The 15,881-nt window shown below is 61.5% G+C and carries 12 protein-coding genes; 1 reads left to right on the top strand and 11 read right to left on the bottom strand.

Features of this window, described 5'->3' with window-relative positions:
• Nucleotides 1-17: 17 nt before the first annotated feature.
• The 4 genes from mazG to cysM are packed head-to-tail and all read right to left on the bottom strand — an operon-like array spanning nt 18 to nt 5,418.
• Nucleotides 18-860 (bottom strand): nucleoside triphosphate pyrophosphohydrolase, encoded by an 843-nt coding sequence (gene mazG, locus KZO83_RS05440; protein WP_247620015.1) that lies wholly within the window; start codon nt 858-860, stop codon nt 18-20.
• Nucleotides 857-3,109 carry a GTP diphosphokinase gene (relA, locus tag KZO83_RS05435; RefSeq protein ID WP_247620014.1) on the bottom strand — a complete coding sequence of 751 codons (2,253 nt, stop codon included), beginning with the start codon at nt 3,107-3,109 and terminating at the stop codon, nt 857-859. Before relA ends, mazG begins: the two co-directional genes overlap by 4 nt.
• Nucleotides 3,093-4,520 (bottom strand): 23S rRNA (uracil(1939)-C(5))-methyltransferase RlmD, encoded by a 1,428-nt coding sequence (gene rlmD, locus KZO83_RS05430; protein ID WP_247620013.1) that lies wholly within the window; start codon nt 4,518-4,520, stop codon nt 3,093-3,095. Before rlmD ends, relA begins: the two co-directional genes overlap by 17 nt.
• Before the next feature lies 1 nt (nt 4,521).
• Entirely contained in the window at nt 4,522-5,418 is an 897-nt protein-coding gene (gene cysM / locus KZO83_RS05425) for a cysteine synthase CysM (protein ID WP_247620012.1), read from the bottom strand.
• Between the two features lie 147 nt (nt 5,419-5,565).
• On the opposite strand from cysM, the gene KZO83_RS05420 reads away from it, so the two are divergent.
• Complete coding sequence (locus tag KZO83_RS05420) at nt 5,566-8,322, top strand: ATP-binding protein (RefSeq protein WP_247620011.1); 2,757 nt, start codon at nt 5,566-5,568, stop codon at nt 8,320-8,322.
• An 11-nt stretch (nt 8,323-8,333) separates the two neighbouring features.
• Here the strand turns inward: KZO83_RS05420 and pdxJ are convergent, their stop codons facing one another.
• From pdxJ to KZO83_RS05385, 7 genes are all read right to left on the bottom strand, one after another.
• Nucleotides 8,334-9,161 carry a pyridoxine 5'-phosphate synthase gene (gene pdxJ / locus KZO83_RS05415; RefSeq protein ID WP_247620010.1) on the bottom strand — a complete coding sequence of 276 codons (828 nt, stop codon included), beginning with the start codon at nt 9,159-9,161 and terminating at the stop codon, nt 8,334-8,336.
• Nucleotides 9,162-9,209: 48 nt separating this feature from the next.
• Nucleotides 9,210-9,914, bottom strand: a complete 705-nt coding sequence (recO, locus tag KZO83_RS05410; protein ID WP_178998215.1) for a DNA repair protein RecO — start codon at nt 9,912-9,914, stop codon at nt 9,210-9,212.
• A gap of 30 nt (nt 9,915-9,944) precedes the next feature.
• Nucleotides 9,945-10,844, bottom strand: a complete 900-nt coding sequence (gene era, locus KZO83_RS05405; RefSeq protein WP_075370416.1) for a GTPase Era — start codon at nt 10,842-10,844, stop codon at nt 9,945-9,947.
• Complete coding sequence (gene rnc / locus KZO83_RS05400; RefSeq protein WP_075370415.1) at nt 10,841-11,533, bottom strand: ribonuclease III; 693 nt, start codon at nt 11,531-11,533, stop codon at nt 10,841-10,843. Before rnc ends, era begins: the two co-directional genes overlap by 4 nt.
• An 81-nt stretch (nt 11,534-11,614) precedes the next feature.
• Nucleotides 11,615-12,418: a signal peptidase I gene (gene lepB, locus KZO83_RS05395; protein WP_075370414.1), complete on the bottom strand. Its 804-nt coding sequence runs from the start codon at nt 12,416-12,418 to the stop codon at nt 11,615-11,617.
• A gap of 11 nt (nt 12,419-12,429) precedes the next feature.
• Complete coding sequence (gene lepA / locus KZO83_RS05390) at nt 12,430-14,250, bottom strand: translation elongation factor 4 (RefSeq protein ID WP_247620009.1); 1,821 nt, start codon at nt 14,248-14,250, stop codon at nt 12,430-12,432.
• Nucleotides 14,251-14,445: 195 nt separating this feature from the next.
• On the bottom strand, nt 14,446-15,879 hold the full coding sequence (locus KZO83_RS05385) for a DegQ family serine endoprotease (RefSeq protein WP_247620008.1): 1,434 nt from the start codon (nt 15,877-15,879) through the stop codon (nt 14,446-14,448).
• Between the last annotated feature and the right edge of the window lie 2 nt (nt 15,880-15,881).

Genomic DNA, 15,881 nt, shown 5'->3' with positions numbered 1-15,881 from the left:
ACAACGGATGTTCTCTCTCAGCACACAGAGGTTTCGCGGCGCTTGGCGGCTTGCCAGTGACGCTCCATTTCGTCGAGGGAGGAGGCCTCGAGGGAATCGCCCCGCTCCGCCAGCGCACTTTCGACATGACGAAAGCGGCGCTCGAACTTGCCATTGGCTTCGCGCAGCGCGCGCTCGGGATCGACATCGAAGCGCCTTGCCAGGTTGGTGACGGCGAACAGCAGGTCGCCGATTTCCTCGCGTACATGATCGGCATCTTGATGATCCGCGGCTTCCTCGACCTCTGCCAGTTCCTCGCGGATCTTGTCGTACACGCCTTGGGCGTCGGGCCAGTCGAAGCCGATCCGTGCAGCGCGCTTGGAAAGCTTGGCGCCACGCGACAAGGCGGGCAGCGTTCGCGGCACGTCATCGAGCACCGACACCGCCTGACGCGTCTCGCGCTCCTGTGCCTTGAGCGCTTCCCAACGCGTCTTGACGCCAGCCGTCTCCACTTCATCGGCCGACACACCGACCGGACGCCGCGATTCGAGCGTTCCCTCGGGGAAAACATGCGGATGGCGCGCCACCATCTTGGCGGTCAGCACATCGACGACATCGTGAAAATCGAAGCGCCCTTCTTCTCGCGCGAACTGGCTGTAATACACCACCTGGAAGAGCAGGTCGCCCAACTCGCCGGGCAGCTCGTCGAAGGCACGCCGCTCGATGGCATCGGCCACCTCGTAGGCCTCTTCCAGAGTATGAGGGACGATGCTGTCCCAGTCCTGCTTGACGTCCCAGGGACAACCTTGCTCGCTGTCCCGCAACACCGCCATCAACCTCAAAAGATCGTCGAGCCCGTAACGCGCGGATGCCTCGCTCATGCCGTCTTGCCTCCTCCACTGCGCAGCCGCTTGACGTCGATGACGTTGGGGAGCTGCTGAATTCGCGAAAAGATGCGCTCCAAGGCCTCGAGGCCATCGACTTCCAGGGTGATCTTCATACGCGCCAGGTTATCGTGCTTATCGGTCAGCGTATTGACCGACAGCACATTGATGCGATCACTGGTGAGAATATGCGTGACATCGCGCAGCAATCCCGAACGGTCCCAGGCTTCGATCTCGATATCCACCGGGTACTGAGCGCTGGCATTGCCCCACTCAACATCGACGATGCGGCGCGGCTCCTCAGCACGTAGTTGCAGGATATTGGGGCAATCCTGGCGATGGATGGTCACACCACGCCCTTGGGTGATATAGCCGACGATCTGATCGCCGGGTACCGGGTGGCAGCAATTGGCCATCGAGGTCTTGAGATTACCGACGCCCAGCACGGTGATGTCGTCCACCGCCGCTTTGGACGAGCGACCGGGCTTGGCCAACAGGCGGTCGAGCTGCTCCTGATCGTCGGTATCGCCGAAAAGTTGCTGCGCTTGGTGCAACACCTGTCCGATGCGCAGGTCACCGCCGCCGATAGCGGCATACATGTCGTCGACCGTCTGGTAATTGACGGCTTGCGCCAAGGCGTCGAAATCTACGCCCTCGATGTCCAAGCGCCGAAACGCCTTCTCGAACAGGGTGCGACCTTCCTCGATGTTCTGACTGCGCGCCTGGTACTTGAACCATGCCTGGATCTTGGCCCGCGCCCGCGAGGTCTTGACGAAACCCAGGTTGGGATTGAGCCAGTCGCGGCTCGGCCCGCCCTTGGTGGCGGTGAGGATCTCGACCTGCTGCCCGGTCTCGAGCTGATACGTCAACGGTACGATGCGGCCATCGACCTTGGCGCCCCGACACAGATGACCAACCTCGGTATGCACGCGGTAGGCGAAGTCGATGGGCGTGGCGATCTTGGGCATGTCGATGACATGGCCATCCGGGGTGAAGACGTAGATACGATCCGGCGCCACGTCGCTGGAAAGGCCCTCGCGCAGGTCGCCCAGCTCGCCGACTTCCTCCTGCCATTCGAGCACCTGGCGCAGCCAGGCGATCTTCTCCTCGTAGCTACGGCTTTTCGAGTCGACATCGTGCCCCTTGTAACGCCAGTGGGCACAGACACCGAGCTCGGCCTCCTCATGCATGGAGAAGGTACGGATCTGGATCTCCAGCACCTTGTTCTCGGGGCCGATCACCGCCGTGTGCAGCGATTGGTAGCCATTGCGCTTGGGGTTGGCGATGTAATCGTCGAATTCATGCGGCACGTGATGCCAGCTCGAATGCACGATGCCCAGCGCGGTGTAGCAGTCGGCGACTTCCGGCACCAGAATGCGCACCGCGCGCACGTCGTAGACCTGCGAGAAGTCGATGTGCTTGCGCTGCATTTTGCGCCAGATCGAGTAGATATGCTTGGCACGGCCGTCGACATCGTATTGCTTGATGCCTTGCTGATCGAGCAGCCCCTTGATGGTTTCCACCACGTCATGGATATAGCGGTCGCGGTCGAGGCGTTTCTCGGCCAGCTGCTTGGCGATGGCCTTATAGTCGCTCTCTTGCAGATAGCGGAACGACAGGTCCTCGAGCTCCCACTTGAGCTGCCCGATACCCAGGCGGTGTGCCAGCGGCGCGTAGATATCGAAGACCTCGCGCGCCACCCGCAGACGCTTGTCGCGCGGCGCGTCGCGCACCATGCGCAGCGCACAGGTACGTTCGGCAATCTTGATCAAGGCCACGCGTACGTCGTCGACCATCGCCACCAGCATCTTGCGCAGGTTTTCCTGCTGGTTGTGCTGCGATAACCCCTGGCGTGGCGCCTGCAGTTGGCTGATCGCAGCCATGTGCAACACGCCGTCGATCAGCGAAGCCACTTCCGCGCCGAAGCGCTTTTCGATGGCCTCCAGCGTGATCAACCCCTCGCGTACCACGCGGTACAGTACCGCCGCCTCGAGAATCGACTGATCGAGCTTGAGTTCGCCGAGAATATCGGCCATTTCCAGACCGGTGCGGAAGCTAGAGGCCGGTTCGGCCCAGTTGTGGTGAGGTTTCTCGGCGTTATAGGCCAGATGCCGAGCAAGTTCGCAGGCCTGGCGCATCTCCTCGGTATCGCGCAGCACGACATCATCCTGGAGGCGCTTCAACCACAATGCGATATCGACCTCGCCGGCCGGCGTCAACGGTTGGTCTTCACGGACCTTGACCATGATCTTCCCTTTCTGCGGACATGGACCGACCGCGCGATGACGCGCGGGTCAGTAACAGCATGGACTCCAAATGCGCGGTGTGCGGGAACATATCGACGACCGCGGCACGTTCGATGCGGTAGCCACCTTGCACAAGATGTGCCGTATCCCGCGCCAGCGCGGCGGGATCGCACGAGACATACAGCACTTTTTCCACCGGATGCTCGACAAGCCCCCGACACAGCGCCTCGGCACCGCCACGCGGCGGATCGAGCACGACCCAATCGACATCGTCGACATCGGGCATGCGTGTGGCTAGATCGGCCTGATGTGCCTCGACATGGTGCAAACCGGCGCGGCGCGCATTGTCGGCAAGGCGCTCGACCATCATCGGACTGCCTTCGATGCCGCTGATCGCGGCCACATGGGGCGATAGCGCCAGGGTGAAGTTGCCCACACCGGCGAACAGATCGAGCACCCGCTCGTGCCCTTGAGGTGCAAACCAGCGTAGCGCCGTACGCACCAACTGGGCATTGACCTCGGCGTTGATCTGCAGGAAATCGCCCGGCGCGCACCCCAGTTGCAAGGTGGTGTCGTCCAACGCCAGCGTGACGTGCAGCGTCTCGCCAAACGGCGCATGCAGCCAGCGCCGCGTGGGCGACTCGCGCCCCACCTGCCAGATCAGCGTGATGTCGCGTTCGGCGGCGAAACGTTGCCAGCGGGTTTCGTCCCCGGGGACATCGCGTAATTGACGGATGACTACACAGGCGCCTTCGGCCGTGGCGAGCAGCTCGATGTGGCCGACGCGTCGCGGCGCCTCCAGCGTGGTCAGGCATTCGCGCAGCGGGGCGATCAAGTCCGCCAGTATGGGCTCGAGCACCATGCAGTGATCGATGTCGACCAAGTGTTCACTGCCCCGGGCGCGAAACCCGAGATGCGGCGTTCCCTCGGCATCGCATTTGACGCCCAGGCGCGCACGACGCCGATAGCCCAGCCCCTCGCCGACCAAGCGTTGCATCGCGGGGAGGTCGAGCCCCTGACGCGTGAACAATTCTTCGAGCGTACGCTGCTTATGAGTGCGCTGCTCCTCGAGTGCCAAGTGCTGCAAGTCACAACCGCCGCAACGCCCGTAATACATGCAAGGCGGTGTCACCCGCTGTGGGGAAGGTTCGAGACACTCGACGACATGCGCCTCGTCGAAGCGCTTGCGCTGACGATGCACGGCGATGCGCACACGCTCGCCGGGGAGCGCCTGATCGACGAACACCGTCTTGCCATGCGGGTCGCGTGCCACGCCGCGCCCATCATGCGCCAAGCGCTCGATGGTCAACGTATCTGCCGCCTCGCCACGGGGTGGCGCATGTGCCCCGCTTTCCCGACGCGCTCGACCCGTGGCGGCGCGCGGTGGGCGCCGTTTGCCCAGCATCGCCATCTTAGCGCTCCGGGGCGAAAAGGCCGGTGGACAGGTAACGGTCGCCACGATCGCAGACGATGAACACGATCACCGCGTTTTCCACCTGCTCGGCGATCCGCAACGCTCCCGCCAGCGCGCCGCCGGAGGAGACACCCGCCAGAATGCCTTCTTCGCGGGCGAGCAACCGCATATGCTCCTCGGCTTCCTGCTGGCCGATATCCAACGTGACGTCGACCCGCGAGGCATCGAAAATGCGCGGCAAGTACTCATGCGGCCAGCGTCGAATGCCGGCGATACTGGCGCCATCGGCGGGTTGCAGGCCGACAATCTGAATGTCGTCGCGGCGTTCCTTGAGATACTGCGAGACACCCATGATGGTGCCGGTGGTGCCCATCGAGCTGACGAAATGGGTGATTTGCCCGCCGGTCTGCTCCCAGAGCTCCGGCCCGGTGGTGCGATAGTGCGACAAGGGATTATCGGTATTGGCGAACTGGTTGAGCGGCTTCCCCTCGCCACGCGCGATCATCTCGTCAGCCAGGTCGCGCGCACCTTCCATGCCCGCGTCTTTGCTGACCTCGATCAATGTCGCGCCATAAGCGGCCATCGCCTGCTTGCGCTCGCTGGAAGCGCTCTCGGGCATGATCAAAGTCATGCGGTACCCCTTGATCGTCGCCGCCATGGCAAGCGCAATGCCGGTGTTGCCCGAGGTTGCCTCGATCAGGGTGTCGCCGGGACTGATCTCGCCACGCGCCTCGGCTTCTCCGAGCATCGAGAGTGCCGGGCGGTCCTTTACCGAGCCCGCCGGGTTGTTGCCCTCGAGCTTGGCCAATAACGTGTTGTTTCGACCTGCGTGCAGCCGGGTCAAACGGACCAACGGCGTGTGGCCGACCACATCCGCGAGAGTGGGAAATTGCATGGTTCATCCTTTGCGATGCGCGTCGCGTCAAAACGCATTCGTCGGTTATTCGATGCGTCCAATTATATCCGGGACGGCCCGTCGGCGACAGGCGGACCCGCTGAGTGTGGCATACTGCCAACGGAGAAGACGAAGGGAACGGTCGGAATGTCACTAAGGCTGCGCTTACTGCTTTTATTGCTGGGTTTGCCCCTGGGCGTGGGAATCATTTATGGGGCGTATGACATCTATGCCGGTCGCCAAGAGGCGCGTCAGGCACTTGCCACACGCATCGCCGATGTCACCACGACGCTGGCGCCAGCCTTCACGCTAGCGCTCGATGAAGGGCGTGACGAGCATCTCCGCCAGTTGGCGCAACGCTTGCTGGATATCGATGAGATCGACGCCGTCAGCGTTCGTGACGGCGACGGCGACGCCGTACTCAGCCTCGGCGCAACACAGCATGCCCCTGATCGACCGATGCCGTCCCAGGGCAGATTACAGGAACACGCGCAACGCTGGCGCTGGCTGCAACCCTTGGGTACGGTCAACACGGACCCGGATGCGGCGGACGATGCCACGGCCTACTGGCTCGATGTCGATCTGGGTACCACGACGCTGACGCTGGCTTTTTATCGCCAGTTAGCTAGCCATGGCATGGCCGGATTGGTGCTGGGCCTGCTGCTGTTCTTGCTCGCTTACCCGCTGAGCCGCCGCCTTACCCGGCCACTGCAACATCAGATCGATCTGCTCGAACGCCTCAATGGCGGCGATTACAGCGCCCGTCTGAAGCCTCGTGGTGCGCGTGAACTGGCCACGCTAGGTCACCAGCTCAATGACCTGGGCGATCACATGATGCGCCTACGCGAGGATACCCAGGCGCAGATCGACCAGACGACCTTCGACCTGCGCGAGTCGATGGAAACCATCGAGGTCAAGAACATCGAACTCGATATGGCTCATCGCCGCGCGTTGGAAGCCAACCGCATCAAGTCGCAGTTTCTCGCCAATATCAGTCATGAAATTCGTACGCCACTCAACGGCATCATCGGGTTCTGCCAACTGCTCGGACGCAGCGCCCTCGACAGTCGCCAGCGCGAATGGCTCGAGCAGGTACAAACCGCCTCGGACAACCTGCTTTCGCTGATCAGCGATGTGCTGGATTTCTCCAAGATCGAAGCCGGCAAACTCGAACTGGAAACCGTACCGGTGGACATGGTGACCCTGATCGACGAAGTGCTTGGTCTTCAGGCTCCCAACGCGCAGCGCAAGAATCTGCACTTGCTGGGTCTGGTCTACGACGATGTGCCCGACCAACTGCTTGGCGATCCACTGCGCATCAAGCAGGTGCTCACCAACCTGGTCAACAACGCCGTCAAGTTCACCGAGCGCGGCGAGATCATGGTGCGCGTCATGCTCGACGATCTCAGCACCACCAGCACCAAGCTGCGCATCAGCGTTCGCGATACCGGCATCGGTCTCGATCTGGCGAGTCGCGAGCGACTGTTCCAGGCCTTCAGCCAGGGCGATGCGAGCCGCTCGCGCAAATACGGCGGCACCGGGCTGGGACTGATGATCAGCAAGCGGTTGATCGAGCAGATGGGCGGTGAGATCGATGTCGAAAGCGAAAGCGGTGAAGGCACGACTTTCACGTTTTCGCTGACGCTGATCGCCACGCAACAGCGCGAACGCCTTCCCGAATTGAACCTTGGCGGCTATCGCGTCGGTTTGTTCGAAGCCCACGCCGCCAGCCGACGCGCCTTCACACATCTACTCGAGCGCTGGGATGCCCGGGTCGTGTCGTTGCCCTCGCGGGAGGCCTGCACGACCCCACCACCAGAGATCGATCTGTTGGTGCTGGGGCTGACCCAGGACGACCTGCGCCCCCGGGAGATCACTGCCTGGCGCGAGGTGCTGGATCAGTGTGCCTGCCCGGGGCTGTTGCTGGTCAATGCCGATCCTTTCGAGCTCCCTGACCTGACACTCCCCCATGGTGGCGAAATCACTACCAAGCCTGTCTCACGACGCGGCCTGGGGAATGCCATCAACACCTTGCTGACGAGCGAACGCGAGCCGGCGCCCGCGACGGTGGAAGTGCCATCCCCCCCACCGGCCGGCAAGGTGCTGGTGGTCGATGACACGCCCTCCAACCGCCTGCTGGTCAAGGAGCTGTTGCAAGACCGCGGCTTGACTCCGCTGCTCGCGGGCAGCGGCGAGGAAGCGCTGGCAATGGCGCATGGCGAGTCCATCGCCCTGGTATTGATGGACATCCAGATGCCCGGCATGAACGGCGTGGACGCCATGAAAGCGCTCCGCGCGTTTGGTGACGACTGGCAGCGGCGCCCCATCGTGGCACTGACTGCGCACGCTCTCGAAGAAGAACGCCAGCAGTTGCTGCGCGATGGCATGAGCGATTGTTTGATCAAGCCGATACGTGAGTCGGCGCTGGACGCCCTGCTCAAGCGCTACCTGGGCGATGCCGCCAATGCCACGTACGACGCTCGCCCCACGGCGCTTCCCTCACCATCGCCCGACGAGACACCGACGCAAGACGCCCAGGACGATACCGCTGGAGATGAATTACCGGTGGTCGATATGCAGCTAGGCATGCGCATGGCCGGTGGACGCGAAGCACTGGCACACGACATGCTTACCCTACTGTTCGAGCATTTGGATGAATCCGAGCAGGCGATTCACGCCGCCTGGGTTGCCCAGGACGCCGAGGCTTTCCATGAGCAGGTCCACCGCCTCAATGGCGCCTGTCGCTACTGCGGCGTGCCGCAACTGGCCTTGTTGGCGGAGACGCTGGAAACTCGCTTCAAGGCCCAGGGGCTCGAGGCCTGCCAGGGGCTCTACGCTTCGCTTCAGACCGCGATCACGCGGCTACGCGAGTGGCAAGCCAAGCACTGGCAAACCGAGGCCTGAGCAACGCAGGATCAATCGCCGCAACACTCGCCGTTATCGCCATGATCGTGGTCGTCCTCATGCTCATGACCGTGTTCGTGGGCATCGATCTGCGCCATGACCCCGGCTTCCTGCCCGGCGATCGCGAGGCGCTTCATTTCCGCCACGGCTTCTTTGAGGCCCACGAACAGCGCCCGCGCGATAATGGCATGCCCGATATTCAATTCGTGAATGCCGGGAATCGCGGCAATCGCCTCGACGTTGTGGTAATGCAGTCCGTGACCGGCGTTGATCGTCAGCCCCAACTCGAACGCCATCTCGGCCGCCGCCACCAGGCGCTGGTACTCGATACGCTGTGCTTCGCCGCTGGCCTCGGCATACGCCCCGGTATGCAGCTCAACGGTCGGCGCGCCCAGCTCGAACGCGGCCTGGACCTGGGCGGGCTCGGGATCGATGAATAGCGACACTTCACTGCCCGTTGCCGCCAACCGGCGGCAAGCCTCGCCCACCCGCTCGCCAGCGCCCACGACATCGAGCCCGCCTTCAGTGGTGAGCTCTTCGCGCTGCTCGGGCACCAGGCAGACGTTAGCGGGACGCAACGCCTCGGCGAAGGCGATCATCTCGTCGGTCACGGCCATTTCCAGGTTCATGCGCGTGGCCAGCGTTTCGGCCAGCACACGCACGTCGCGTTCCTGGATATGACGGCGGTCCTCGCGCAGATGCAGGGTGATGCCATCGGCGCCGGCTTCTTCGGCCAGCATGGCCGCCTGCACGGGGTCGGGATAGCGTGTCCCACGGGCCTGGCGCAGCGTGGCGATATGGTCGATGTTGACGCCCAATAAGATGCGTGGCGGATGCATGGCGATGTCCTTTCGATAAGAAGTTGAAATAATAAGATGAAATGATCGTTAGGAGGTGCGTCGACGCTCGGCCAGTCGCCGCATCAATTCTCGTGAACGCAGGGGGCGTTCACCCAACAAGGGCGCCAATGCCGCACGCGTGACATGCTTGGCAACGCCAGCCAGACCCGGTGCTTCCCAGTCGCCCCGTGCCAACCACTTGAGACTACGACCGTCGATGCCGCCCTGTCCGGGAGCTATGGCGCGAAAACAATGACGCTCGGCGTGATACAGATAATGCGTGTAGGCGTCCAGCGGAGCATCGTGCTCATCGACGAAACGGGGCGCCATGTCGAGACTCTCCAGCAGGGTGATTTCCAGGCGTCTCAACGCGCCCGCTCGCTTGGCCGGCGATGGCAAGGCCTCGAGCGTCAGCGCGTAAAGCGAGAATACCTCGCCCACTGGATACTCCAGCGGCAATACCCGCGCCATGAGTTCGTTGGCGTAAAATCCGCACAGCAACCCTTCGCCGGCCAACAAGGCCGTACTGCCCTGGCTTTCGAGCAGTCGCAAGCGCTTGAGTTCGCCATTGCCGCTCCAGGTGACGTGCAGGGGGGAATACGGCTGCAGAATACCGCGCGCCTTGCTGCCACCGCGTTGTACGCCTTGAGCAACGGCACGCACACGCCCTTGAGTGAGCGTCAGCAACTCGACGATGGCGCTGGTCTCACGGTAGGGACGTTTGTGCAATAAAAAGGCCGGTTCAGGCGTCATCGCGGCATCCATGCGCCTTGGCAAGCGCCATCAGTCGAGATCGTAACCCAAGCTTTTCAGGGCGCGATCGTCGTCGGACCACCCTCGCTTGACCTTCACCCACAGGTTGAGCATGACCTTGGCATCGAAGGCACGCTCCATCTCCAGACGCGCTTCGCGGCCGATGTTCTTGATACGCTCCCCTTGGTCGCCGATCAGAATCTTCTTCTGACCCTGGCGCTCGACCAGAATCAAGGCGCTGATATGCAGCGTCTTGCCGTCGTCCTTGAACTCTTCGATTTCGACGGTCATCTGATACGGCAGTTCGTCGCCTAGCTGGCGCATGACTTTCTCACGCACCAACTCGGCGGCCAGGAAGCGCTGACTCTTGTTGGTGATCTGGTCTTCCGAGAAGTAATGCACGCTTTCCGGCAAGCGTTGGGCGACTTCGGCTTCAAGCTCAGGCACGTTAGTGCCGTTCTTGGCCGAAAGCGGGACCACGGCCGCGAACTCGCGCTTCTTGCTCACGCTATCCAGCCAAGGCAGCAGACTGCTCTTGTCCTCGAGCCAATCGACCTTGTTGACGGCCAGGATCACCGGGGCCGGCACGTTGCTGAGCTTCTCGAGCACTACGTCGTCTTCCTCGGTCCACTTGGTGCGGTCGACGATGAAGATCACGCAGTCGATATCGCGCAGGGCGTGCGTAGCAGCTTGATTCATGAAGCGGTTGATCGCCTTGTTGCGATCCCGCGACTGAATGTGCATGCCGGGGGTATCGACATAGATGAACTGGGTGTCTTCCTCGGTCTTGATGCCCATCACCTGATGGCGCGTCGTTTGCGGACGACGCGAGGTGATGGAGATTTTCTGCCCGAGAATTCGGTTCATCAGCGTCGACTTACCGACATTGGGGCGGCCAACGATGGCCACGAAACCACAGTGTTGCGTCATGCGTGCCTGCTCTGGGAAGGTTCGAGTATTTCCAGCGCCTTTTCGGCGGCTTGCTGTTCGGCGTGGCGGCGACTGGACCCAACGCCTAGCGTATGATCCTCGAGCATCTCGACATGACACTCGATGGTAAAGACCTGCGCGTGCGCCTCGCCTTCGACCGAGACCACGTCATAGCGTGGCAACGCCGACTGCCGCGACTGCAAGAATTCCTGCAGTCGCGTCTTGGGATCTTTCTGATTGTCCTGTAGGTCGAGCGCTTCCAGACGCGTCGCGTACCACGACAGCACCCGCGCCTTGGCGACGTCCATGCCCGCATCGAGATAGATGGCGCCGATCAGCGCTTCCACGCCATCGGCGAGGATCGAATCACGCCGGTAACCGCCGCTTTTCATCTCGCCGGAGCCGAGTCGCAGGCATTCGCCCAGCTCGAACTCGCGCGCCAGTTCGGCCAGGGTCTGCCCTTTCACCAGGCGCGCGCGCAAACGCGACAACTGGCCTTCTCGGGCTTGAGGGAAGCGCTGGAAAAGCGCTTCACCGATCACGAAGTTGACGATCGAGTCACCCAAAAATTCCAGGCGCTCGTTATTCTTGCCCCCATAGCTACGATGGGTCACCGCCAACTCAAGCCGCGCGGCATCGCGAAACTGGTAACCAATTCGTTTACTGAGGGCGTACAAAGGGCTACTCACGACACTGCCTTTTTCATCTGTTCTGGGTGAAGCGGCGGAGAGCGTTGCTCTCCCCCAGTATGAGTCATACAAGAGTATGGTTCATTCGATGACTCTGACACTAGAGAAACTCGGCAAGCCGCTATCCCAGTGCATCCACACCGCGAACGCCTTGCCCACGATATTCTCTTCCGGTACGAAGCCCCAGTAGCGGCTATCGTTGGAATGATCGCGGTTGTCGCCCATCATGAAGTATTGGCCTTCCGGCACCACGACTTCACGCATTTGCGGACCGGGATCGTCGGGATTGTTATATATGGCGTGCGACACGCCACCCAACTGCTCTTCGAGCTGTTGCTCACCGGGCGCTGCCTTGATCTCGTCATCCGTCACCGATTTGCCGACCGGCTCATCGTTGACGTAAAGCTGCTTGTCTTCATAACGAATGCGGTCCCCCGGCAAGCCGATGACACGCTTGATGAAATCGACCGAGGGGTCGTCCGGGAAGCGAAATACCATGACATCGCCGCGCTCAGGCTCGCCGAAATCGACGACCTTGGTGTTGATGACGGGTAACCGCAGCCCGTAGGTGAACTTGTTGACCAAGATGAAGTCTCCGACCTTGAGTGTCGGACGCATCGAGCCGGAGGGAATCTGAAATGGCTCGACCACGAAACTCCGCAGCACTAGCACGATCAGCAACACTGGGAAGAATGAACGCGCATAATCCACCGCCCAGGGTTCTTTGCTCAACTTGTTCCGCGTGGCGGTATCCAGCCCACCGTCTACTTGCGATTCGGCCTTTTCCAGGCGAGCGCGGCGGGCGCGCCGCCACCATACGATATCAACCAGCCAGACAACGCCGGTGATGGCCACCGCCAACACCAGCAACAACGAAAAATCCATGGCTCTGATTCCTAATCATTCATCTTGAGGACAGCAAGGAAGGCATCCTGGGGAATTTCCACTTTACCTACCTGCTTCATGCGCTTTTTGCCTGCCTTTTGCTTTTCGAGCAATTTCCGCTTACGGGTCACGTCGCCGCCGTAGCACTTGGCGGTCACGTTCTTGCGCAACGCCTTGACGGTCGAGCGCGCAACGACCTGACCACCCAACGTCGCCTGAATGGCAACATCGAACATCTGCCGCGGAATCAGCTCTTTCATCTTTTCCACTAGCGCGCGCCCACGCTGATGAGCGTGATCGCGGTGCACGATGGTGGCAAGCGCATCGACGCGGTCGCCGTTGATCAATACATCGAGACGTACGAGATTGGCGGCTTCGAAACGCTCGAAGTTATATTCGAGCGAGGCATAGCCTTTGGAGATCGACTTCAAGCGATCGAAGAAGTCCATCACCACTTCGCTCATCGGCAACTCATAGGTGAGCTGAATCTGACTGCCCAGGAACAGCATGTCGAGCTGTGTCCCGCGACGCTGCTCGCACTCGGTGATGACATTGCCGACGTATTCCTGCGGCACCAGAATGCTGGCACGCACGATGGGCTCGCGCATCTCTTCGATGTCGGCCATGTCCGGCAATTTGGACGGATTGGATACGTAACGTATCTCACCGTCCTTCATGACCAACTCGTAGATGACCGTCGGCGCCGTGGTCAAAAGGTCCAGGTCGTACTCACGCTCGAGACGTTCCTGGATGATCTCCATGTGCAAGGTGCCGAGGAAGCCGACGCGGAAACCGAAGCCCAATGCATCGGAGTTCTCCGGCTCGTAATCCAGCGACGCATCGTTGAGAGCCAGTTTCTCCAGCGCATCGCGGAAGTCTTCGTAATCGTCGGAGCTGACCGGAAACATGCCCGCATAGACCTGGGGCTTGACCTTCTGGAACCCGGGCAGGCGCGCGACGTCATCGCCGCCCTTGGCGTGCACGATAGTGTCGCCCACCGGCGCGCCGTGAATGTCCTTGATGCCCGCCACGACGAAACCGACTTCACCGGCACGCAGAACACCGGTTTGCTTGCGCTTGGGCGTGAAGATACCGACTTCACTGACCTCCCAGGCCCGCTCGGTGGACTTCATGCGGATCTTGTCACCCTTCTTGATCGTGCCGTCGAAGAGGCGCACCAGGGAAATCACGCCCAGGTAATTGTCGAACCACGAGTCGACGATCAACGCCTGCAACGGCGCCTCGGGATCGCCCTTGGGTGGCGGCACATCACGCACTAGACGCTCGAGCAAGGCTTCCATGCCCAGGCCACTCTTCGCGGAGACCTGACAGGCATCGGAAGCATCGATGCCGATGATCTCCTCTACCTCATGGGCAACGCGATCGGGGTCGGCCTGAGGCAGGTCGATCTTGTTGAGGACCGGCAAGACTTCGAGCCCTTGCTCCACCGCCGTGTAGCAATTGGCCACCGATTGCGCTTCGACGCCTTGCGCCGCATCGACCACCAACAACGCGCCCTCGCAGGCATAAAGCGAGCGCGACACTTCGTAGGAAAAGTCGACGTGGCCCGGCGTATCGATGAAGTTGAGCTGATAGACCTGACCATCCTCGGCCTTGTAGTCCAGCGTCACGGACTGAGCCTTGATGGTGATGCCTCGCTCACGCTCGAGATCCATGGAGTCGAGCACCTGCTCCTTCGTCTCGCGCTCGGTCAAGCCACCGCAGATCTGGATGATGCGGTCGGAAAGCGTCGACTTGCCGTGGTCGATGTGGGCAATGATGGAAAAATTGCGAATGAGTGGAAGCGTTGCGTTATTTTCGTCGCGGCTCATCAAGTCCTACCTGAGTCAGAAACACGATCCGGCCAAGCAATACCGCGAGGCAAGCGTACGCGGACCGACGGGCATTCAATTGAAAGGCATTGTACCGGCAAGCACCCTTCATGGACAGCGAGGGCGCGTGATCGACATGACGAGACCCCGGCGGAGCGGGGCCTCGATTCCTAGCGTCGGCACGCCGATCCGGCGTCATTCATCGGCAGACTGCAGCCGCAGCGCCACGAACAGCGAACGCCCCTCGCGAACGATACGCACCGGGATGGCACGGTCGGTCGGCGCGTTCTCCACCGCCTCGATCAAGGCATCGGTGTCCTCGATGGCGGTGCTATCGAAGCTGACGATGACGTCACCGCGCGCGATCCCGGCGGCGGCCGCGGCACCGCGTGGATCGAGCTGACGCACCACGACGCCGTTGTCGACGTCGAGTTGACTGCGCATCTGATCGTCGAGGTCACTGACCGCGACACCCAGGCGCGATTGGCTATCGTTTTCAGAGTGCTGTTGGCTGGAAGCCATTTTGCCCTCTTTCGGCCAATTGCCTACGGTGACTTCGATCTTCTGAGGCTCGCCATCACGCAGGATGTTCAGCGTCACGTCATCGCCAGGCGACACACGGCCCACCAAACGGGGCAAGGTGGTGGAGTCCTCGACCTTTTCGTCGTCGACCGCGAGCACCACATCGCCAGCCTTGAGTCCAGCCTCACTGGCAGGGCTGTCTTCGCTGACATCGGCAATCAACGCACCACGCGTATCGTCGAGACCGAAGGATTCCGCCAAATCGTTCGACACGGGCTGGATCACCACTCCGAGCCACCCGCGGCTCACGTGGCCGGAGTCTTTCAACTGATCGGCGATGTCCATTGCCACGTTGATCGGAATGGCGAAGGAAACACCCATGAAGCCACCGCTACGGGTGTAGATCTGCGAGTTGATGCCCACGACCTTTCCATCGAGGTTGAACAAGGGGCCACCGGAGTTACCGGGGTTGATCGCCACATCGGTCTGGATGAAGGGGACGTAGGCGTCACTCGGCAGAGTACGATTGATGGCGCTGACGATTCCTGCAGTGACCGAATGATCGAACCCGAAAGGCGAGCCGATGGCTGCGACCCATTCACCCACCTGCAGATCGTCGGAGTCTCCCATGTCGAGTGTCGGCAAATCGTCGGCATCGACCTTGAGCACGGCGACGTCGGTTTTCTTGTCGGCGCCCACTAGCGTGGCCTCGAGCTCGCGGCGGTCGTTGAGTCTCACCACGATCTCGTCGGCACCGTCTACCACATGGGCGTTGGTCATGATGTAACCGTCATGACTGATGACGAACCCCGATCCCAGTGAGTGGCGCTCTTGACTACCCTGACCAGGCGTTCCCGGCGTCATGGGCGGCATCTGATCGCCGAAGAAGTGACGAAAGATATCGGGGACGCCCTGTTCACCGAATGGCGAGCCCTGCATGGCCCGTGTATCGACCGTGCTCGTAGTGGAGATGTTGACGACGCCCGGCGCGGCGTCTTCGACCAATTGAGTGAAGTCCGGCAATTCGCGCGCCTGAGCGAACTGCGCAGCGCATAGCGCTACGAACGCCAATAACAGTGGAGTGACATAACGAGAGAGACGTTGCATAA

The organism is Chromohalobacter moromii, from assembly GCF_023091865.1.
In the GTDB taxonomy this organism is placed as follows: domain Bacteria; phylum Pseudomonadota; class Gammaproteobacteria; order Pseudomonadales; family Halomonadaceae; genus Chromohalobacter; species Chromohalobacter moromii.
The sequence above is the reverse complement of the archived record's forward strand: the minus strand, read 5'-3'. Positions and strand labels throughout refer to the sequence as shown.

Excerpts from the sequence above, each read along its gene's own strand:
- mazG (WP_247620015.1), bottom strand. The coding sequence starts at position 860 with ATGAGCGAGGCATCCGCGCGTTACGGGCTCGACGATCTTTTGAGGTTG.
- relA (WP_247620014.1), bottom strand. The coding sequence starts at position 3,109 with ATGGTCAAGGTCCGTGAAGACCAACCGTTGACGCCGGCCGGCGAGGTC.
- rlmD (WP_247620013.1), bottom strand. The coding sequence starts at position 4,520 with ATGGCGATGCTGGGCAAACGGCGCCCACCGCGCGCCGCCACGGGTCGA.
- cysM (WP_247620012.1), bottom strand. The coding sequence starts at position 5,418 with ATGCAATTTCCCACTCTCGCGGATGTGGTCGGCCACACGCCGTTGGTC.
- KZO83_RS05420 (WP_247620011.1), top strand. The coding sequence starts at position 5,566 with ATGTCACTAAGGCTGCGCTTACTGCTTTTATTGCTGGGTTTGCCCCTG.
- pdxJ (WP_247620010.1), bottom strand. The coding sequence starts at position 9,161 with ATGCATCCGCCACGCATCTTATTGGGCGTCAACATCGACCATATCGCC.
- recO (WP_178998215.1), bottom strand. The coding sequence starts at position 9,914 with ATGACGCCTGAACCGGCCTTTTTATTGCACAAACGTCCCTACCGTGAG.
- era (WP_075370416.1), bottom strand. The coding sequence starts at position 10,844 with ATGACGCAACACTGTGGTTTCGTGGCCATCGTTGGCCGCCCCAATGTC.
- lepB (WP_075370414.1), bottom strand. The coding sequence starts at position 12,418 with ATGGATTTTTCGTTGTTGCTGGTGTTGGCGGTGGCCATCACCGGCGTT.
- lepA (WP_247620009.1), bottom strand. The coding sequence starts at position 14,250 with ATGAGCCGCGACGAAAATAACGCAACGCTTCCACTCATTCGCAATTTT.
- KZO83_RS05385 (WP_247620008.1), bottom strand. The coding sequence starts at position 15,879 with ATGCAACGTCTCTCTCGTTATGTCACTCCACTGTTATTGGCGTTCGTA.